Source organism: Streptomyces sp. NPDC058401, assembly GCF_042722885.1.
GTDB lineage: Bacteria > Actinomycetota > Actinomycetes > Streptomycetales > Streptomycetaceae > Streptomyces.
The window spans coordinates 20,160-39,778 of record NZ_JBHXKA010000032.1; the positions used below are offsets into that span (position 1 = coordinate 20,160).

Annotated in this window: 17 protein-coding genes; 7 read left to right on the forward strand and 10 right to left on the reverse strand. The window is 71.3% G+C overall.

Annotated features, from left to right (window positions below; all coding sequences use genetic code 11):
* Nucleotides 1-7: 7 nt before the first annotated feature.
* Both ACFWNV_RS14700 and ACFWNV_RS14705 read right to left on the reverse strand, forming a co-directional pair.
* Complete coding sequence (locus ACFWNV_RS14700) at nucleotides 8-1,186, reverse strand: hypothetical protein (RefSeq protein ID WP_383945945.1); 1,179 nt, start codon at nucleotides 1,184-1,186, stop codon at nucleotides 8-10.
* Nucleotides 1,187-1,425: 239 nt separating this feature from the next.
* Complete coding sequence (locus tag ACFWNV_RS14705) at nucleotides 1,426-3,306, reverse strand: DNA/RNA helicase domain-containing protein (RefSeq protein WP_383945825.1); 1,881 nt, start codon at nucleotides 3,304-3,306, stop codon at nucleotides 1,426-1,428.
* 257 nt (nucleotides 3,307-3,563) lie between these two features.
* Here ACFWNV_RS14705 and ACFWNV_RS14710 point away from each other — a divergent pair, with 257 nt between their 5' ends.
* A complete protein-coding gene (locus ACFWNV_RS14710; protein ID WP_383945828.1) occupies nucleotides 3,564-5,627 on the forward strand; it encodes a DUF2075 domain-containing protein in 2,064 nt (687 codons plus the stop codon).
* Between the two features lie 47 nt (nucleotides 5,628-5,674).
* On the opposite strand, the gene ACFWNV_RS14715 is transcribed toward ACFWNV_RS14710, so the two are convergent.
* The 4 genes from ACFWNV_RS14715 to ACFWNV_RS14730 form a co-directional block, all read right to left on the reverse strand.
* Complete coding sequence (locus ACFWNV_RS14715) at nucleotides 5,675-5,818, reverse strand: DUF6408 family protein (RefSeq protein WP_383945831.1); 144 nt, start codon at nucleotides 5,816-5,818, stop codon at nucleotides 5,675-5,677.
* Nucleotides 5,819-6,067: 249 nt separating this feature from the next.
* Nucleotides 6,068-7,687 (reverse strand): malate synthase A, encoded by a 1,620-nt coding sequence (aceB, locus tag ACFWNV_RS14720; RefSeq protein WP_383945834.1) that lies wholly within the window; start codon nucleotides 7,685-7,687, stop codon nucleotides 6,068-6,070.
* A 263-nt stretch (nucleotides 7,688-7,950) separates the two neighbouring features.
* Complete coding sequence (locus ACFWNV_RS14725) at nucleotides 7,951-8,607, reverse strand: NTP transferase domain-containing protein (RefSeq protein WP_383945837.1); 657 nt, start codon at nucleotides 8,605-8,607, stop codon at nucleotides 7,951-7,953.
* Nucleotides 8,529-8,744, reverse strand: coding sequence for a hypothetical protein (locus ACFWNV_RS14730; protein ID WP_383945840.1), 216 nt, complete (start codon nucleotides 8,742-8,744; stop codon nucleotides 8,529-8,531). The genes ACFWNV_RS14725 and ACFWNV_RS14730 overlap by 79 nt, the downstream gene beginning before the upstream one ends.
* A gap of 89 nt (nucleotides 8,745-8,833) precedes the next feature.
* Between ACFWNV_RS14730 and ACFWNV_RS14735 the strand changes: the two genes are divergently transcribed.
* Nucleotides 8,834-10,321 (forward strand): PLP-dependent aminotransferase family protein, encoded by a 1,488-nt coding sequence (locus ACFWNV_RS14735; protein WP_383945843.1) that lies wholly within the window; start codon nucleotides 8,834-8,836, stop codon nucleotides 10,319-10,321.
* Nucleotides 10,322-10,461: 140 nt separating this feature from the next.
* On the opposite strand, the gene ACFWNV_RS14740 is transcribed toward ACFWNV_RS14735, so the two are convergent.
* Together ACFWNV_RS14740 and ACFWNV_RS14745 are read right to left on the reverse strand one after the other, a co-directional pair.
* On the reverse strand, nucleotides 10,462-11,097 hold the full coding sequence (locus tag ACFWNV_RS14740; RefSeq protein WP_243339143.1) for a response regulator transcription factor: 636 nt from the start codon (nucleotides 11,095-11,097) through the stop codon (nucleotides 10,462-10,464).
* Nucleotides 11,094-12,314 (reverse strand): sensor histidine kinase, encoded by a 1,221-nt coding sequence (locus ACFWNV_RS14745; protein ID WP_383945846.1) that lies wholly within the window; start codon nucleotides 12,312-12,314, stop codon nucleotides 11,094-11,096. The genes ACFWNV_RS14740 and ACFWNV_RS14745 overlap by 4 nt, the downstream gene beginning before the upstream one ends.
* 134 nt (nucleotides 12,315-12,448) lie before the next feature.
* Here ACFWNV_RS14745 and ACFWNV_RS14750 point away from each other — a divergent pair, with 134 nt between their 5' ends.
* The gene (locus tag ACFWNV_RS14750) at nucleotides 12,449-13,540 is read left to right on the forward strand and encodes an ABC transporter permease (RefSeq protein ID WP_383945849.1); all 1,092 of its coding nucleotides are present in this window, start codon (nucleotides 12,449-12,451) and stop codon (nucleotides 13,538-13,540) included.
* A complete protein-coding gene (locus ACFWNV_RS14755; protein WP_383945852.1) occupies nucleotides 13,537-14,229 on the forward strand; it encodes an ABC transporter ATP-binding protein in 693 nt (230 codons plus the stop codon). Before ACFWNV_RS14750 ends, ACFWNV_RS14755 begins: the two co-directional genes overlap by 4 nt.
* Before the next feature lie 66 nt (nucleotides 14,230-14,295).
* Here ACFWNV_RS14755 and ACFWNV_RS14760 read toward each other — a convergent pair whose 3' ends face one another.
* Complete coding sequence (locus ACFWNV_RS14760) at nucleotides 14,296-15,099, reverse strand: IclR family transcriptional regulator (protein WP_327303518.1); 804 nt, start codon at nucleotides 15,097-15,099, stop codon at nucleotides 14,296-14,298.
* Between the two features lie 337 nt (nucleotides 15,100-15,436).
* On the opposite strand from ACFWNV_RS14760, the gene allB reads away from it, so the two are divergent.
* Both allB and alc read left to right on the forward strand, forming a co-directional pair.
* Nucleotides 15,437-16,771, forward strand: a complete 1,335-nt coding sequence (gene allB / locus ACFWNV_RS14765) for an allantoinase AllB (RefSeq protein WP_383945949.1) — start codon at nucleotides 15,437-15,439, stop codon at nucleotides 16,769-16,771.
* A 2-nt stretch (nucleotides 16,772-16,773) separates the two neighbouring features.
* Complete coding sequence (gene alc, locus ACFWNV_RS14770; RefSeq protein WP_266885207.1) at nucleotides 16,774-17,892, forward strand: allantoicase; 1,119 nt, start codon at nucleotides 16,774-16,776, stop codon at nucleotides 17,890-17,892.
* Between the two features lie 182 nt (nucleotides 17,893-18,074).
* Here alc and ACFWNV_RS14775 read toward each other — a convergent pair whose 3' ends face one another.
* Entirely contained in the window at nucleotides 18,075-18,809 is a 735-nt protein-coding gene (locus ACFWNV_RS14775; RefSeq protein WP_383945856.1) for an SDR family oxidoreductase, read from the reverse strand.
* 186 nt (nucleotides 18,810-18,995) lie between these two features.
* Here ACFWNV_RS14775 and ACFWNV_RS14780 point away from each other — a divergent pair, with 186 nt between their 5' ends.
* Nucleotides 18,996-19,610: a dihydrofolate reductase family protein gene (locus ACFWNV_RS14780; RefSeq protein WP_383945859.1), complete on the forward strand. Its 615-nt coding sequence runs from the start codon at nucleotides 18,996-18,998 to the stop codon at nucleotides 19,608-19,610.
* Nucleotides 19,611-19,619: the final 9 nt, after the last annotated feature.

Below are 19,619 nucleotides of genomic sequence, written 5' to 3' on the forward strand. Positions count from 1 at the left end.
TCCTCGGCTACGGCGCCGCGGTGAGGTACATCCCGCTCTGGTCGGCCCCGGCGGTGTTCTTGCAGCCGAAGCCGCTGCCCGCCGGCTGCGCCACGACCAGTGCCAGGCAGCGCCCGGCCGCGAGCTGCCCGAAGTAGTTCGGGTGCATGGACTCCTGGACCAGCCCCTGCGTCTCGCTGCTGTCGATCCAGCGCGCCCACTCGCTCGTCTTCGCCGACGCCGGCGCCGCGGTGGTCACCTGCTTGCTCGCCTTCGCGCAGACCTCGCGCCCCTGCATCATGTCCTTCAGGTCCAGGAACTGCGCGCCCTTGGCCGCGGCGACCGCCTTCAGCCGCCCGGCGAGCTGCGGCACGAGCGAGTCCCGCGCCCAGTCGGAGTCCCGGTTCCAGAAGGGACAGCCGCCGGTGTTGAGCCGGCTCCAGTCGCTCTGGGTGTACCGGTTCTCCGCGCCGCGCGGGATCGGTGACGGGTAGGACTGGAGCACGATCCGGTACGAGGAGTCCGTGTACCCGGCGCCGCGCATGACGGCCCGCACTTCGTCCACGGACTTCCCGACGCCGGCCATCACCCCGTCGATCTTCTCGTCCACACCCTCCTGCTGGTCGTCGTAGCAGTAGGAGCCCCACAGCACGAAGTCGTACGCGCACTCCTTGATGATGTCGGCGAAGCCGAGGTCGTTGCCGCCGATGGACAGCGCGATGACCTTGACGTTGTTGCTCGCGGCCACGGCGGCGAGCTGATCGGCCTGCGGGGCCTCGCCCTTGAAGGCGACGCCCCCGTTGGAGGCGCGGAACACGTTCTGCGAGACGGCCCCGGAGCAGGCCAGGTTGATCGCGACATCGGCGATCGGCCCGGCGCTCTTCACCTCGGCGGAGTCCGACCGGTGGCATCCGCCCGCGGTGGCCCCGTAGACCTTCCCGGGGTCGTAGCTGCTGCCGCTCACCCAGGCCCGGTCGGTGCCGGTCCGGTTCCCGCTGTTGGTCAGGCTGTTGCCCTTCCAGCGCCCGGCCTCTCCGGAGATGTAGCTGTCGCCGAGGGACACCACCGCCGTGGGCCCGCTCCCCGGCCCGGCCACCGCCGTCCCGGCCCCTCCGGCGACCAGCGCCCCGGCGCCGAGGGCCACCGCCGTCCCGATCCCGGCCAGTCGTCGCACCCGACGGGCCCGGTCCCTGCTGTCGCTGCGCATTCCGATCACTGCGGAACTCCTGCGGTCGGCCATGCGAAAGCCGGGAACAACTCCGGCGCATGGCGGGGTAAGTGGGGGTTACCTCCGGCCGGTGGCAATCGGAAAGGTCCCACCCCACACGTTGTTACCGCTAGGTACAGGCAAGTTACGAAGAAGTAACAACCGACCGCTCGTTCGGCGCGGGGCGCGCATCAGCCCCCGGCGCCGAGTGGTGCCGGGGGCTGTGGGAGTGCGTGAGATCAGACGCTGACCGGGGCCACGAGCGCGCCGGCCAGCTCGCGGAGTCTGGTCCGGGTCTCGGCGTCCGTGGAGTGGACGACCGTTCCCACCATGCCTCGCGTCAGGAGGACCTTGTAGGTGTTCCGGATGAGCCGGTCCACGTCGGCGTCGGGGGTCGACTTCGTGAAGACGGGATCCTTCGAAGCCGCGCGGACCGTGACCCAGCGATCGGTGCGCCACACGAGGTCGGGGCCGAGGATGACTCCGCTCCAGTCGTACTCGAAGCCCTGAGCGGTGTAGACACAGCCGACCTGGCCGAAGCCCGCGGGATCAGTGGCCCAGAGCCAGGACGGGGGCGCCCCGTCGACGGACCTGTCGCCGGCGAGGTTCCAGGGGCGCGCCCAGTCCCCGACGACGACATCGGTGGGGAGGGGCTCCCCGGGCACGATCCGGGTGGTCCACTTCCAGCAGTAGCCCGCGGACATCCGCGCACCGTAGCCCTCCGCGCGCCTGGCCTCGAGGAAGTCCTCCATTTCCTGCGGGGTGTCGGCCACCATGAGGTGCATCTTGCCGTCCGGCTCCCAGGCGAGGGGGCCGCCCGGTTCGAGGCCCAGCAGACGGACGACCCAGTTGAGGTACGCGTCGCTGCCGCCGCAGCGGAACTGGCTGTCGAGCGGCACGACCCGGCAGGTCAGGCCCTTGGCCGCGGCGGCCGCCCGGATCTCTTCGACGGTGCCCATCTCTCCGGGGCGCACCACCTGGTGTTCGTCGAGGAGGAACACGGGTACGCGTGCCACGTCGATCAGTTCCGAGATCTGCGGCTTTCCGGTCCGGTGCTGGGCGCGCGTGTAGCGGTTGGCCGACGTCTCCCGGATCCGGTGCGCCTCGTCGCAGATCAGTACATCGAGGCTGTTCTTGTCCGCGGTCATGAAACTGTTGAAGTACTTGAAGAGTTCCTGTACTTCACGCTTGCGGGATCCGGCCACCTTCCGCATGGTCTGGGTGAAGGACTTCGATCCGGTGGCGTGCAAGGTGGGAACGCCCTGCCGGTACATCTCTCCCAGGAGGGAGAGCGCGATCACGCTCTTGCCCGTACCGGGTCCTCCCGTGACGACCACGACCTCTTTGTGGTCCGAGCGCTTCGCGCGTTCCACCGCGCCGATCACGGTCCGGTACGCGACCTGCTGTTCATCCAGGAGGACGAACAGCTCCCGCTCCCGCACTTCTTCGGCGGCGACGTCCATCAGCTGCAGCGAGGGCCGGGTCTTGCCGGCGAGCAGTTCGTCGGCGGCCGACGCCCCGGAGGAGGGCGCCAGTTTCGCGCGCAGGTAGTCGAGGAACGCTCCCCGCCGGTCCGCCGAGAAGAGCTGCCCGAATTGGTCCTCCCCCGCTTCGGCCAGTCCAGCGACACCGAACTCGGTCGCGTTGTGGAGATAGGCGACTCCGTGAATTCGTTCGGAACGGCCGGAAAGGGCCCCGTTGAAGTCGGCGAGGTAGCGGCAGTAGCGGCGTACTTGCTCGATCGGATTCAGCTTCGGGCGGGAGTAGCCGTCCATGAGGCACAGTGTCGGGTCCTCGTCGTCAGGGGCTGCCTGACTCCACTGCTTCAGCTCGACGACGACGTACGAGGGTTCTCCGGTCCTGGGGTGCTTTCCGGCCAGGACGACGTCGGCCCGCTTGCTGGTCAAGGGAAGGCCGTACTCGATCAGCATCTCGACCTGCCCGAGTCCGGCGTCGTTGAGCGCGTTCGCCACTACCGGGATGCTGCGTTCCCACGACCTGGCTTCACCGGGGCTGGGCTTGTGTCCGTGCACGTGGACGAACTGCTCGGTCAGCCGGAAGTACAAGGAGCCGGAGAGGATCTCGGCGGCCACGGCGGCGGCGGAGTCGCGGAACAGCAAGGAAGCCCCCAGGCAGCACGAAGTAGTCGTGCGGGTGGGGGCATGTCCTTCGGAACTCCGAGGGCGCGGAGCGGAAGCCCGGCGGGCCGCATGGATGTCGTGGCCAAGACTATCGCGGTGATCGATCACCCAGCGGGGGTGGTGGGGTGGAGATCACGGGCGCCGATCTATGATCGCCGGGTCATTGCGGACCGACGGGCTTCCGATCCGGACATGCCCCCACCGCACGGGATTTCTCGTGCCCTGGGGGACCGGTCGTGCTTTTGCTGCAACTTTCCGCCCGGCAGTTGCTGCGCCTGCACGCCCGGGGCCGCCTGCTGCCGCACATGGCCGCTCGCTGGATCGAGTTCCAGAGGAAGGAAGCTTCGCCCGGGGAACAGGCCGCCTGGAAGGAAAGCCTGGTCAGGCTCGCCGAAGAACTCGTCGAGGCGGGGCACGGCGAAGTCCACATGTTCGTGGAATGCCGGCCGGACGGGGTGGCGGCCCCGGCGGACGTCATCCTGGTGGGAACGCATCCCGAGTCGCGGCAGGACTCGTTGCTGGTCGTGGAGCTCAAGCGATGGAAATCGGTGGCGCAGGCCACCGATCCGCAGAAGGTGGACGTTCCCGGCTACCGCACTCCGAAGAAGCACCCGAGCACGCAGGTACGCGGAATCATCGACTATTTCACCGCGGACCAGGCGGCGCCCGGCCTTGCCGTTTCCTATGCGGGGCTGACCTACCTGCACAACGCCACCGAGGACTCGGTGGGGCCTTTGCTGAAGGCCGGAACGGACAGGGGGGCGCACGCCCTCTACTTCACGGACGACACGCGTGAGGAACTGCTGGAGGAGCTCGGGGACCGCTTCACGCAGGAGAGCGGCGCGCCTGCAGCGGCACGCCTTCTTCGTCGGCTCGGCCTGAGCAACGCACCTTTGCTGGAGGCCGTGGCCTACTCGGAGGGCGCGGATACGGCGTTCACCCTGCGCGGTGAGCAGCGGACGGTGTGGCGCGACGTGAAGCGCTCCGTCGAGCGGGTGGGCAAGGAGTCCGAAGGGGCGGCCGGGCAGGCGGTGTTCTTGGTGAGGGGAGGCGCGGGGACGGGGAAGAGCGCGATTGGTCTGCAACTGCTCCGGTATTTCACCGCGAAAGGACTGCGGGCTGGCTACGCCACTGGTTCGTATGCCTTCGACGGCTCGCTGAGAGATCTGTTCCAGAAGGACGGCGTGCTCTCCGAGGACCAGCTCGCGTACTTCCTGAACTTCGTCGAAGCTCCCGATCCCCTGCTCGACCTGCTCATCTGTGACGAGGCGCACAGGCTGCGGGCAAAGTCGGAACACCAGCGGATGAAGGCCGAGGACCGGGGTAAGCAGCCGCAGGTGGACGAGTTGATCCAGGCCGCCCGCGTCACGGTTTTCCTCCTGGACGAGAACCAGTCGCTGCGTCGCGATGACGTGGGCAACAGCGCCCTGATCGAGGAGGCGGCCCAACGGCACGGCGTGGCCCTCGGTACGTACGATCTGCGCACCGAGTTCCGCTGCGGAGGAAGCGACAGTTACCGGAACTGGGTGTTGGACCTGTTGGGGATCTCCGGCGAAGTGGCGCAACCCTGGGCCCCGGACGGCCTGATGTACGTCGAGATGGCGGACAGCGTGGAAGCGCTCGAGGAAATCGTTCTTCGGGAGGAGCGCGACGGTGCGACGGCACGCATGGTGGCTGGATTCGCCTGGCCGTGGAGCGAGCCGCATCCGCAGACGCATGTGCTCCACAAGGACGTGCAGATCGGGGACTGGCACCGGACGTGGAACGCGAAGGGAACCCGGTCCAGGTACGGCGGGGGTGAGCCGCCCGCCAAGTACTGGGGCGTGAGGCCGCAGGGGATCGGCCAGATCGGCTGTGTCTATACCGCACAGGGCCTCGAATGGGACTGGTGCGGCGTCATCATGGGCGACGACATGGTCTGGCGTGACGGAGAGTGGATCTTTCGCAAGGGCAAGGCCTCGCCGAAGGACGAGAAGACCGGGATCCGGGAGACCGTGCGGAAGGGCTCGATGGATCCGATGCTTCCCGGTGACCCCGCCGAGTTCGCACGGCGGATCCGGAACGCCTATCACGTGCTGCTGACGCGGGCGAGCCGTTGCACGGTGATCTACTCCACCGACGAGGACACCAGGCGCCATCTTCGGACGCTGATCGACCCCGTGGACGATCAGGGGCTGAGGCCGGCCCCCGTGGAGTTGTCGCCGCAGGAACGACTGCGCCGCGAGATCAGGGAGTACGACGCCCGGTCGGGCAGGAGGCGCAAGTCCTCTGTGCACGAAGGCCAAGTGGGCTTCTTCTGAGGGTGCGGTGGAATGGGGCGGCGGGCCGCGAGGGCCCGCCGCCGGCCTCACCGGAGTCCGGTGAGGGACGCTGCCGTCTGCCCCGCCCAGAGAACCAGTTCCGTAGCCAGGCCACCAGCGATGCTGAGGGCGAGGTCACGCAGCCAGGTGCGACGGGGGGACGTGTACTTGACGGGCTCCATGCTCTGCATCTCCTCGAGGAGTCGGATGTGGCAGGGAAGTCCCCAACCGGGGAACCGAGCCGTCCGAAGAACCGCGTCACCTACACCCTTCGTGAAGAAGGAAGCGAGCGCCTTGCAAGGTTAGCCAGAGATCGAATCGCGGAACACCGATTTCCGGCCGGCGTGTCCGCGAAAACACCTCCGCCCCCGGCGCGGTGAGGCGACGGGGGCGGAGGCGCGTGGTTTCGGCTGCTGTGCGATTCAGCCGAAGGTGGGGTTTCAGCCGATGAGCTGGTCGTACGCGGGGAGGGTGAGGAAGTCCGCGTAGTCGGCGTCGAGGGAGACCTGGAGGAGGAGGTCGTGGGCCTGCTGCCACTTGCCGGAGGTGAAGGCCTCCTCGCCGACCTCGGCGCGGATGGCGGCGAGTTCGGCGGCCGCGACCTCGCGGGCGAGGTCGGCGGTGGCGAGCTTGCCGTTCTCGAAGACCACGCCGGCGTTGATCCACTGCCAGATCTGCGAGCGCGAGATCTCGGCGGTGGCGGCGTCCTCCATCAGGCCGAAGATGCCGACGGCGCCGAGGCCGCGCAGCCACGCCTCGATGTAGCGGATGCCGACCTGGACGGCGTTGCGCAGGCCGTCGTACGTGGGCTTCGCGTCCAGGGAGTCGATGGCGATGAGCTCGCCGGGGGCGACGTGGACGTCCTCGCGGAGGCGGTCCTTCTGGTTGGGCTTCTCGCCCAGGACGGCGTCGAAGGAGGCCATCGCGATCGGGACCAGGTCGGGGTGGGCGACCCAGGAGCCGTCGAAGCCGTCGCCGGCCTCGCGGTCCTTGTCGGCCTTGACCTTCTCGAAGGCGACCTTGTTGATCGCCGCGTCCTTGCGGGACGGGATGAAGGCCGCCATGCCGCCGATGGCGTGCGCGCCGCGCTTGTGGCAGGTCTTGACCAGCAGTTCGGTGTACGCCCGCATGAAGGGGGCGGTCATCGTCACCGCGTTGCGGTCCGGCAGGACGAACTTCTCGCCGCCGTCACGGAAGTTCTTGACGATGGAGAAGAGGTAGTCCCAGCGGCCGGCGTTCAGGCCCGCCGCGTGGTCGCGCAGCTCGAAGAGGATCTCTTCCATCTCGTACGCGGCCGTGATCGTCTCGATCAGGACGGTCGCGCGGACGGTGCCCTGCGGGATGCCGACGTAGTCCTGGGAGAAGACGAAGATCTCGTTCCAGAGGCGCGCCTCCAGGTGGGATTCCGTCTTCGGCAGGTAGAAGTACGGGCCCTTGCCGAGCTCGATCAGGCGCTTGGCGTTGTGGAAGAAGTACAGGCCGAAGTCGACGAGGGAGCCGGAGGCCGGGCCGCCCTCGAAGCTCAGGTGGCGCTCCTCCAGGTGCCAGCCGCGGGGGCGCATCACGACGGTGGCGAGCTCCTCGGCGGGCTTGAGGGCGTAGGCCTTGCCCGTGCGGGCGTCGGTGAAGTCGATGCGGCGCTCGTAGGCGTCGATCAGGTTGAGCTGGCCGAGGACCACGTTCTCCCAGGTGGGAGCCGAGGCGTCCTCGAAGTCGGCGAGCCAGACCTTGGCGCCCGAGTTCAGGGCGTTGATGGTCATCTTGCGGTCCGTCGGACCGGTGATCTCCACACGGCGGTCGTTCAGCGCGGCCGGGGCCGGCGCCACCTTCCAGTCGCCCTCGCGGACCTGTGCGGTGTCCGGGAGGAAGTCGAGCGTGGAGGTGCGGGCGATCTCGGCGCGGCGCACGGAGCGGCGGGCGAGGAGCTCGGCACGGCGCGGGGCGAACCGCCGGTGGAGCTCCGCGACGAAGGCGAGAGCCGCGTCGGTGAGGACCTCGTCCTGCCGGGGCAGGGGCTCGGCGTCGACGATGGCCAGCGATGACGGCGCTGGTGCGGACATATCTGTCACTCCTTCAGCGGCGGTGCCTGGCGGCCGCGGGGGAATGCTCGCGCGAGACGGCACGCAGTGCCGTCGGGTGTGGAGAGTTCCGGGATACGGTCGCGGGCGCCGTCTGGGGGTTCAGGGCGCTTCTGACCAGTGGATAGTAATTTCCTCATGGTGGAAGTTCAATGGTTTGTTGATGTCGAGATTCTCTGAGTCGACAGATTCCGGTTCCCGGCCGGTTCCCGGTGGCCCTCAGTGCCATCGTGGTCACAGCCTGCTCAGGCGAGTCGTGCCAGGTCGGGAGGGGTGTCGATGTCGAAGGCCTCCGCGATGTCACCGCACTCGACCAGCGTGAGCTCGTCCGCGTGCGCCGCGAGGTGCACCCGCGCGCCCTTGTCCCCCGTGGCCGTCGCCACGATGTCCGGCCAGCGGTCCGCCCCGAAGAGCACCGGGTGCCCGCGCTCGCCGTCGTACGCCGCCGCCACCAGGCTCGCGGGGGACCGGTAGGCGGCCCGGACCCGGGCCACCGCCTCCGGGCCGATGCCCGGCTGGTCCACCAGGGAGACCAGGGCCGCGCCGGCGCCCGTACCGGCCAGCGAGGCGAGGCCGACCCGCAGGGAGGAGCCCATGCCCTCGGCCCAGTCCGGGTTGTCCGTCACCACGCAGCCGCTCAGGTCGGCGCGCTCGCGCACCTCGGCCGCGGAGGCGCCGAGCACCACGTGCAGCGGGCCGCAGCCCGCCTCGCGCAGGACCCGTACGGCGTTCTCCACCAGCGGGCGGCCCCGGTAGGTCAGCAGGGCCTTCGGGCGGCCGCCCAGGCGCCGGCCGCCGCCGGCCGCCAGGAGGAGACCGGCGATCACCGGGGGAGCGGAGAGGCCGGCTGCCGCCGCGGGCTCGTGCCGGTGCTGGTCGGGTGTGCTGCTGTGGGGTGACATGTCACCGATTCTCGCTCGCGCCGCAGGAGGCGCCGTACGGCGGCCAGCGCGGCCCCCACGCGCAGGGGTTCGGCGATCCGGTTCTCGGCGGCGGCGAGCAGGGCCCGTTCGTCACGGTCGGTCAGTCTCTGCGACATTGCGTCATCTTCCTTGCCAATCGGCGGCCAATACAGCGAGTCTGGACCCGGATTGGCCTGGCAGGCAGAGCCAATCAGGGGAGGTTGGCATGGCAAACGGGCGAGTGGTCCAGACGGCGGACAGAACGATCGGCAGCCGCCAGCTCGCGGCCCTGCTCCCCGCCGAGGTACGGGCCCGCCCCGGCTACCGGGCCCTGGCCGACGCCGTCCGCACGCTGATCCTCGACGGCCGGATCGCCCTGCACGTGCGCCTGCCCGCCGAACGCGAGCTCGCCGAGGCGGTCGGCGCCAGCCGGGCCACCGTCACCGGCGCCTACGACCTCCTGCGCGAGAGCGGCTACGTCCGCAGCCGCCGCGGTTCCGGGACCTGGACCGAGCTCCCCGAAGGCCACCGCCCGGTCGGCGCGCACGCCATCGTCGGCGCCGGCGGCTACCACGCCGACGGCGACCCCGGCATCGACCTGGCCATCGCCGCCATGGGAGCCCCCGAGGACAGCCTCACCGAGGCCGTGGCCCGGGCCGCGCCCAGGCTCCCGGCCTTCGCCCGCACCCCCGGCTACCACCCCTTCGGGCTCCCCGACCTGCGGACCGCCATCGCGGAGCGGTTCACCCGGCGGGGACTGGCGACCCGCCCCGAGCAGATCCTCGTCACGGCGGGCGCGCAGCAGGCGTTCGCGCTGGTGGTGAGCCTGCTGTGCCGGCCCGGGGACCGGGTGATGACCGAGAACCCGACCTACGCCAACGCCCTGGACGCCCTGCGCCACGCACGGCTGCGCACCGGGTCGATCGCCGTCTCCGACGCGGGCTGGGACCTGGAGATCGCCGAGTCCGCGCTGCGCCAGACCGTGCCGAGGCTCGCGTACGTGATCCCCGACTTCCACAACCCGACGGGTGCGCTGATGCCGGAGGAGCAGCGGCTGCGGCTGCTCGCGGCGACCCGGCGGACCGGGACCTGGCTGGTGGTCGACGAGACCATCGCCGACATCGCGCTCGACGTGCCCGCGCCCGCCCCGCTGGCCTCGCTCGCGCCGATGGGCGGGGCCGATCACGTGGTGACCATCGGCTCCCTGAGCAAGACGCACTGGGGCGGCCTGCGGGTCGGGTGGATCCGCGCCACCGCCAAGATGATCACGGAGCTGACGGCGGTACGGGTCGCCGCCGACATGACCGGCTCCGTCCTCGACCAGCTGGTCGCCCTCCCCCTGCTGGAGGGCCTGGAGCGGACGCTGCCCGTGCGGCTGGAGCAGGTGCGGGGGCAGCGGGCGGCCCTGATCGCCTCGCTGGAGCGGCACACGCCGGAGTGGACCTGGCAGGTGCCGCCGGGCGGACTCTCGCTCTGGGTGGACCTGGGGGAGCCGGTCAGCTCCGCGCTGGCGGACCGGGCGGCGGCGGCCGGGGTCAACATCGGGCGGGGCGCGCGGTTCGGGGTGGACCCCGGGACCTTCGAGCACCGGCTGCGGATTCCCTACACGCTGGGGGCGGAGGAACTGGACGAGGGGGTGCGGAGGCTCGCGGAGGCGTTTCACGGGGGCGTGCCGTTGCCTTCGGCGGTGGAGCGGCCGTACTGGGTGGCGTAGCCCGCCACCGGGGCTCTGGGCCCGGAACCCGGTGCGGGTGGGTGGGCCCTGCGGGGGCGGAGTCCCCTACCCGCCCTTCCACCGTTCCCCGGGGCTCCGCCCAGGACCCCGGTCCTCAAACGCCGGACGGCTGAGTTGGCCTACGGCGTCCGGATCAGGCGGCGGGTGGCGGCCGTGGCCACGGCCGAGGTGCGGGAGTCGACGCCGAGTTTGGCGTAGATGTGGACCAGGTGGGACTTGACCGTGGCCTGGCTCAGGAAGAGCTGCTTGGAGATCTGCTGGTTCGACAGGCCGTCCGCGACCAGTTGGAGGACCTCCAGTTCGCGCTTGGTCAGGGCTTCGGCGGGGGTGCGCATGCGGTCCATGAGGCGCAGGGCCACCGCCGGGGCCAGCGCGGACTGGCCGGCCGCCGCGGTGCGGACCGCCGCCGCCAGTTCCTCCGGCGGGGCGTCCTTGAGGAGGTAGCCCGAGGCGCCGGCCTCCACCGCCGCCAGGATGTCCGCGTCCGTGTCGTACGTGGTCAGGACCAGTACCCGGGGCGATGGGGAACCGGCCGTGATCAGTGCCGTGGCCGCCGAGCCGTGCATGCCGCCGCCGGGGCCGAACTGGAGGTCCATCAGGACCACGTCGACCCCGGCGGAGCCGGCCAGCTCGACGGCCCGCTCCGCCGTCGCGGCCTCCGCCACCACCTCGAAGTCCGGCTCCGTGTCCAGTACCGCGCGCAGTCCGGCCCGGACCACCGGGTGGTCGTCGGCGAGGAGCAGCCGGATGGTCATGACAGGGCCTCCGCGGGCAGGGGAAGGGTGACGGCCACGGCGGTGCCCTGGCCGGGGGCGGATTCCACCGTGAACAGGCCGCTGAGGGTCTCGGCGCGCGAGCGCATCGCGGGCAGCCCGAAGCCGCCTTCGCCGGAGGGCGCGGACGTGGGGTCGAAGCCCTTGCCGTCGTCGACGATGTCCAGGGTCACGGAGGAGTCCATGAAGGTCAGGGTGATCTCGGCGCGCCCCGCCTCCGCGTGCCGCACCACATTGGCCAGCGCCGACTGCGCGATCCGCAGCAGCGCCACCTCGTAGGGGGTCGGGAGGGGGCGCGCGGTGCCGCTCAGGGAGAAGCGGACCCGGGGCCCCGGCGCCCCCGAGCACAGTCGCTCCAGTGCGGCCGGCAGCGACCCGTGCTCCAGGTCCGGAGGCGTGAGGGCCCGTACGAACCGACGCGCCTCGGCGAGGTTCTCCTGCGCGGCCTCCCGGGCCCGGCCGATGTGCGGAAGGGCCGCCGACCCCTCGGGCAGGCTGCGCTCCGCGGCCCGCAGGAGGAGCTGGATGGAGGACAGGCCCTGCGCCAGGGTGTCGTGGATCTCCCGGGCGAGGCGTTCCCGCTCCGCCAGGATCCCGGCGCTCCGCTCGGCCGCGGCCAGCTCCGCCCGGGTGGTGATGAGCTCCTCGATCAGCTCGCGGCGCCGCTCGCTCTCCCGGTACAGCGCCTGGTAGCCCAGTACGGTCGCCACCGCCACGGCGCCGCCCAGCAGCGGCCCGAGGAAGGCCCCCGGGGTCACCGCGCTGCTGTGCGCGAGGAAGCCGCCGATCGCCGCCGCAGCCGTCGCCGCGACGGCGGCCACGCCCCAGCGCAGCCGCAGCAGGTGCAGCTCCAGGAAGTACAGCGGGAAGGCGATCCACAGCCCGTCGGGGGATACCACCAGCAGCGCGGCCCAGGCCGCGCACAATCCGGCCAGCCACACCGCCCCGGCGCGCGCCGAGCGGTGCACCGCGGGGGTCCGTACGCCCGCGAGGTACACGGCGGCCAGCAGTGCGCAGGCCGCGACCACCCAGCCGGCGTCCGGCGCGGAGTCGGCGACGGCCCGCCCGGCGGCCAGGGCGAGCAGGCCGAAGAGCAGTGCGTGCAGGCACAGCCGCAGGATCCGGGAGACCGGGGTGAGGGTGCGGACGCCGGCGGGTGCGGGCGCGGGGGGCGGGAGGGGCGGGAGGGGAGCAGTCATGGCCTGACCAGCGTAAGTCCGGGTCCGGGAGCCCCGGTCAACCAAAGGATTGATGTCTTGGTGGGCCCTTCGATACGAGGATCTCTACTGTGGCGCGATGCCTTGTGTCCACGCGGAACACCAAGGTGGGGAACATGTTCGTCGCATGGAGAGATCTACGGTTCGCCAAGGGCCGCTTCGCCCTGATGGGATCGGTCGTACTGCTGATCACGCTGCTGGTCGGCCTGTTGTCCGGGCTCACCGCGGGCCTGGCCCGGGAGAACATCTCGGCCATCACCGGCCTGCCCGCCACCACCCGCCTCGCGTTCGCCGCGCCCGCCGGGGACCAGAAGGTCTCCTTCACCAACTCGCAGGTGCCCGAGAAGGCCTGGCTGGCCTGGCGGGAGCGGCCCGGGGTGACCTCGGCGCAGCCGCTGGGCATCCGCACCACCAATGTCGTCTCGGGTGAGCGCACGGCGGCCGTGTCCGTCTTCGGCGTCGATCCGGCGGGCTCCCTCGCACCCCGGGGGAGCGGCCTCACCCAGGGCGGGGTGGTCCTGACGGAGAAGGCCGCCGGGGAGCTCGGCGGGCTGAGCGCCGGAGCCAAGGTCAGGATCGGCCAGGTGGAGATGACCGTGGCCGGCGTCTCCGGCACCGCCGCCTACAGCCATACCCCGGTCGTCTGGATGGACCTCAACGACTGGCAGCGCATCGGCAACCCCGGCACCTCCATCGACACCCTCGCCACCGTCGTGGCCCTGGACGGCAAGGACGGCGTCGACTGGGCGGCCGGCGACGAGGCCACCGGCACCAGGGCGCAGACCGTCGACGAGGCCCTGAGCGCGATCGGCTCCTACACCTCCGAGAACGGCTCGCTCCAGCTGATGCGCGGGTTCCTCTTCGCCATCTCGGCCCTGGTCATAGGAGCCTTCTTCACCGTGTGGACCATCCAGCGCAGCGGGGACATCGCCGTGCTGAAGGCACTGGGTGCCTCCACCCCGTACCTGCTCAAGGACGCCCTCGGGCAGGCCGTGGTGATGCTGGCGCTCGGCACCGGTGCGGGCACCGCGCTCGCGGCCGGCTTCGGAGCGCTGATCAGCGGCGGTGCCGTGCCCTTCGTGCTCGAAGCCGCCACCGTGCTGGTCCCGGCCGCCGTCATGATCGCGCTCGGCGCGCTCGGCGCGGCCCTGTCCATCCGGCGGATCACCGCCGTAGACCCCCTGACCGCTCTCGGGAGCGCCCGATGACCCTGCTCGTGCACGACGTCACGCTCACCTACCCGGACGGCGACGGCCGGCTCACGGCGCTGGACTCGGTCGCCCTGGAGGTGCCCGCCGGCACCCTGACGGCGGTGGTCGGCCCCTCCGGCTCCGGGAAGTCGAGCCTGCTGGCGGTCGCCGCCACCCTGGTCACGCCCGACACCGGCCGGGTGGTCGTGGCGGGACAGGACGCCTCGCGGCTCTCCGCGGGCGAGAAGTCGGCGCTGCGCCGGGAGAAGATCGGCATCGTCTTCCAGCAGCCGAACCTGCTGGCCTCGCTCACCGCCGCCGAACAGCTCCAGGTGATGGCCCACCTCTCCGGCCGGCCCGCGCGGGCCCTGCGCCGGCGGGCCCTGGAGCTGCTGGACGCCGTGGGGCTGGCCGACAAGGCCGACAAGCGGCCGCACCAGCTCTCCGGAGGGCAGCGCCAGCGGATCAACATCGCCCGCGCCCTGATGAACGAGCCCGCCGTACTGCTGGTCGACGAGCCCACCAGCGCCCTCGACCACGAGCGTGGCGCCGCGATCCTGGACCTGCTGGTCACCCTGACCCGGGAGCGCTCCACCGCCACCGTGCTGGTCACCCACGACCACGCGCACCTGGAGCGGATGGACCGCACCACGACGATGACGGACGGCCGCCTCACCCAGGGCGCGGAGCCCGTCCCGGCCCCGTAGGGCCTACGAGGAAGGCCCCGGCCCCCTTTCGAAGGGGTGCCGGGGCCTTTCCCGTACGCGGGTCGCCTACGCGGGGTTCTGGCTCTGCAGGGCCACCGACAGCTCGGCCGCGACGCCCTGGAGGATCGGCACGAAGGACTCGGCCACCGCCTCCGTCACCCGGCCGGCCGGGCCGGAGATGGAGATCGCGGCGGCGGTCGGCGAGTTCGGCACGGAGACCGCCAGGCAGCGGACTCCTATTTCCTGCTCGTTGTCGTCGACGGCGTAGCCCACCCGCCGGACCACTTCCAGGGCGTCCAGGAAGCCCTCGGGGGTGGTGATGGTCTTCTCGGTCGCGGCGGGCATCCCGGTGCGCGCGAGGAGCGCCCTGACCTCGTCCGCGGGGGTGTAGGCGAGCAGCGCCTTGCCCACGCCGGTGGAGTGCGGCAGCACCCGGCGGCCGACCTCGGTGAACATGCGCATCGAGTGCTTGGACGGCACCTGGGCGACGTAGACGATCTCGTCCCCGTCGAGCAGGGCCATGTTCGCGGTCTCGCCGGTCTCCTCCACCAGACGCGCCAGGTAGGGGCGGGCCCAGGTGCCCAGCAGCCGCGACGCGGACTCGCCGAGGCGGATCAGCCGGGGTCCGAGGGAGTACCGTCGGTTGGGCTGCTGCCGGACATAGCCGCACGCCACGAGGGTGCGCATGAGGCGATGGATGGTGGGCAGCGGCAGACCGCTGGCGGCGGAGAGCTCGCTGAGGCCGACTTCGCCCCCGGCATCGGCCATGCGTTCGAGCAGATCGAAGGCGCGCTCAAGGGACTGGACGCCACCGCTGGCGGCGGTGGGCTTGGTGGAGGCGTCGGTGGTGCTGGCGCTGGACGTCGGCACGGGCGCGGTCCTTTCGGTGCTGGCAGGCAAGCAAGCAGCCTACCGGTCGGTCTGCGTCGGCCCTAGAGCCGGGGCGATGCCGTCCCCGCCGGTCAGAGGCGGTTTGTCCTGGTGGCGGACGGCCTCGGGAAGTTACCCGTCCGGTTCCTGGTGGTGGTAGCTACATTCTGCATAGCGAAATCTTAATTCCATCCTGTGGAAACATCCAATTGCGATCCGTAGTCGTCAGTGGTCCGTCCGGGCGCTCTTGACTGGTTCCGGATCGACGTGAAGACTCCGTCAACAGAACGTTGAATTTCGCTCTGTGGAAGTAGATGGGGAGGTTCCGGTGTCCGACCTGGCTGTGGAACTGGTACTGCGCTCGACGCGCGTCATCACCCCCGAGGGGACGCGTGCCGCTTCGGTGGCCGTCGCCGGCGGGAAGATCGCGGCCGTGCTGCCGTACGAGGCCGACGTACCGGCCGGTGCCCGGCTGGAGGACTTCGGCGACGACGTGCTCCTCCCCGGCCTGGTCGACACCCACGTCCACGTGAACGACCCCGGTCGTACCGAGTGGGAAGGCTTCTGGACGGCCACCCGCGCCGCCGCGGCCGGTGGCATCACCACCATCCTCGACATGCCGCTCAACTCCCTGCCGCCGACCACCACGACCGCCAACCTGGTGGTCAAGCAGGACGTCGCCCGGGCCAAGGCGCACGTGGACGTCGGCTTCTGGGGCGGTGCGCTGCCGGACAACGTCAAGGACCTGCGCCCGCTGCACGACGCCGGCGTCTTCGGCTTCAAGTGCTTCCTGTCGCCCTCCGGCGTCGACGAGTTCCCCCTCCTCGACCAGGAGCAGCTCGCCGCCTCGCTCGCCGAGATCACCGGCTTCGGCGGCCTGCTGATCGTGCACGCCGAGGACCCGCACCACCTGGAGTCCGCGCCGCAGAACCCGGGCCCCAAGTACGCCGACTTCCTGGCCTCCCGCCCCCAGGACGCCGAGAACACCGCGATCCAGAACCTGATCGACCAGGCGAAGCGACTGAACGCGCGCGTCCACGTCCTGCACCTGTCCTCCGCCTCCGCGCTGCCGCTGATCGCCGCGGCCAAGGCCGAGGGCGTGCAGATCACCGTGGAGTCCTGCCCGCACTTCCTCACCCTGACGGCCGAGGAAGTCCCGGACGGCGCCACCGAGTTCAAGTGCTGCCCGCCCATCCGCGAGTCCGCCAACCAGGACGTCCTGTGGGACGCGCTCGCCGACGGCACGATCGACTGCATCGTCTCCGACCACTCCCCCTCCACCGCGGACCTCAAGACCGGCGACTTCGCCACCGCGTGGGGCGGCATCTCCTCCCTCCAGCTGGGCCTTCCGGCCATCTGGACCGAGGCGAAGAAGCGCGGACGCACCCTTGAGGACGTCGTCCGCTGGATGTCCGCCGCACCGGCCGCCCTCGCCGGTCTGGCGAGCAAGGGCGCGATCGAGGCCGGCCGCGACGCCGACTTCGCCGTCCTGGCCCCCGAAGAGACCTTCACCGTGGACCCGGCCCACCTGCACCACCGCAACCAGGTCACGGCGTACGCGGGCAAGACCCTGCACGGCGTCGTGAAGTCCACCTGGCTCCGCGGAGCGCAGATCGCCGACCACGGCACCCCGTCCGAGCCCACCGGCCGACTCCTTGAAAGGCAGAACTGACAGTGGCGATTGAATCCTTCACCGGCAACGCGAACCCGTACGGAGGCGGCGACCCGTACGCGGACTACCGCAGCGCGGACTTCCCGTTCACCCAGTACGCGAACCTCGCCGCCCGTGAGCTCGGCGCCGGTGTCATCGAGGCCAACGACGAGTTCTTCGCCCAGCGCGAGAACCTGCTGATCTCCGAGGCCGCGCACTTCGACCCCGAGGACTTCGGCCACAAGGGCAAGGTCATGGACGGCTGGGAGACCCGCCGCCGCCGCGGCATCTCCGCCACCCAGCCCTGGCCGACCCCCGAGGACCACGACTGGGCGCTCGTCCGCCTGGGCGCCCCCGGCGTCATCCGCGGCATCGTCGTCGACACCGCCCACTTCCGCGGCAACATGCCGCAGGCCGTCTCCGTAGAGGCCACCAACTGGGAAGGCGCCCTCGCGCCGACCCCGGCGGAGCTCCAGGGCGACGACATCAAGTGGACGACCATCGTCGCCCGCACCCCCGTCGGCGGCCACGCGGCCAACGGCTTCGAGATCGACTCCGAGCAGCGCTTCACGCACCTGCGCGTGAACCAGCACCCCGACGGCGGCATCGCCCGCCTGCGCGTCTACGGCGAGGTCGTGCCCGACCCCAAGTGGCTCGCGGCGCTCGGCTCCTTCGACGTGGTGGCCCTGGAGAACGGCGGCTCCGTCCAGGACGCCTCCAACCGCTTCTACTCCCCGCCGACCAACACCATCAACCCGGGCCGCTCCCGCAAGATGGACGACGGCTGGGAGACCGCCCGCCGCCGCGACAACGGCAACGACTGGATCCGCTACCAGCTCGTCGCCGAGTCCGAGATCCGCGCCGTCGAGATCGACACCGCGTACCTCAAGGGCAACTCGGCCGGCTGGGCCTCCCTGTCGATCAAGACCGGCGAGGAGGGCGAGTGGACGGAGTTCCTGCCGCGCACCCGCCTGCAGCCCGACACCAACCACCGCTTCGTGCTCGACGCCCCGGCGGTCGGCACGCACGTGCGCATCGACATCTTCCCGGACGGCGGCTTCTCCCGCCTGCGCCTCTTCGGCGCGCTGACGGAGGCCGGCACCGCCGCGCACACCGCCCGCCACCAGGAGCTGGGCGGCTGACGCCACCCTCGTGACCGCCCCGGGGGCCGACACCCCCGGGGCATGCGCGAACACCCCGCAGGGGCGCACCGTTTCGACGGCGCGCCCCTGCGGCGTTCGTACGAGATCGCCGGCCGCGGCCTGATGAAGGACGGCCGCCGGCTGCCCTGACGGCCCCTGCCCGTGCTCAGCGCGCGGGCGGCCTACGCGGCGTGGCCGCCGTCCACCGAGAACTCGGCGCCCGTGACGTACGCGGAGTCCGGGCCCGCCAGGAAGGACACCATGGCGGCCACCTCCTGGGGGGTGGCGAAGCGGCCCAGGGCCGTCATGGCCGACTGCGAGGCGGCGTAGGGGCCGTCCGCCGGGTTCATGTCGGTGTCCACCGGGCCCGGGTGGACCAGGTTCGCGGTGATCCCGCGCTCGCCGAGCTCCCGCGACAGGGCCTTGGTCAGGCCGGTCAGCGCCGCCTTGCTCATCGCGTACAGGGTGCCGCCCGGGCCCGGTACCCGCTGGGTCATGCAGCTGCCGATGGTGATGATCCGGCCGCCCCGGTCCAGCCGGCCGGCCGCCGCCTGGGAGGCCAGGAAGGCACCCCGGACGTTGACCGACAGGACCCGGTCCACGTCCGCGAGGGTGAGCCCCTCCAGCGGGCCGAGCACGCCGGCCCCCGCGTTGTTGACCAGGACGTCGAGCCGGCCCAGGCCCCGTACGGTCTCCTCCACCACCCCGGCGGCCCGCTCCGCGTCCCCCGCGTCGGCGCGCAGGGCCAGGCCGCGCCGGCCGAGCGCCTCGATCTTGCCCACGACCTCCGCGGCGGCCTCCGCGTCGTTGACGTAGGTCAGGGCCACATCGGCCCCGTCCTGCGCCAGCCGCAGCGCGGTCGCCGCGCCGATGCCCCTGCTGCCACCTGTCACCAGGGCCACTGCGTTGCCGTTCATGGTGTTCCTCCCGTGTCGGTTGGTTGCGAGTTCAATGAAATCGCCCGGCGGGCAACGGCGCTGGCAGGAAACGGACATCGCGTTCGCGCGCGCCGGAGCGATGAGTTCCGGGCGGCCCGGGAGTCTGGAGCCGTGACAGTCGACACCCGTGACGGTCGACGTACCGCAGCCAAGGAGCGCAGTGCCATGGGAAAGCTGACCCTCACCACCTTCCTGACCCTCGACGGCGTGATGCAGGCCCCGGGAGGCCCGGAGGAGGACCCCAGCGGCGGGTTCACGTACGGCGGCTGGCTCGTGCCCTTCGCCGACGAGGGCATGGGGGAGTTCATCACCGAGGTCTTCGACCGGGCCGGGGCCTTCCTGTTCGGGCGCCGGACCTACGAGATCTTCGCCTCCTACTGGCCGCAGCACGACGACCCCGCCGACCCGGTCGCGAGCAGGCTGAACCGGCTGCCCAAGCACGTGGCCTCGACCACGCTCAAGGAGCCGGCCTGGGGCCCCGCCACGGTGATCGACGGGGAGCAGCTGCAGGGCGAGATCGTACGGATCAAGGACGCGACCGAGGGGGAGCTGCAGGTGCACGGCAGCGGCGCGCTGGCGCAGTGGCTGCTGGCGCGGGACCTGGTGGACGAGCTGAACCTGCTGGTCTTCCCCGTGGTCCTGGGCGGCGGACGCCGGCTGTTCCCCACGGGCGGACTGCCGACGGCCTACGAGCTGACGGGCTCCCGCACCACCTCGGCCGGCACGGCCATCCACACCTACCGGCCGAAGGGGCGCGCCGCGTTCGGTACCTTCGAGTGACGCGTCAGG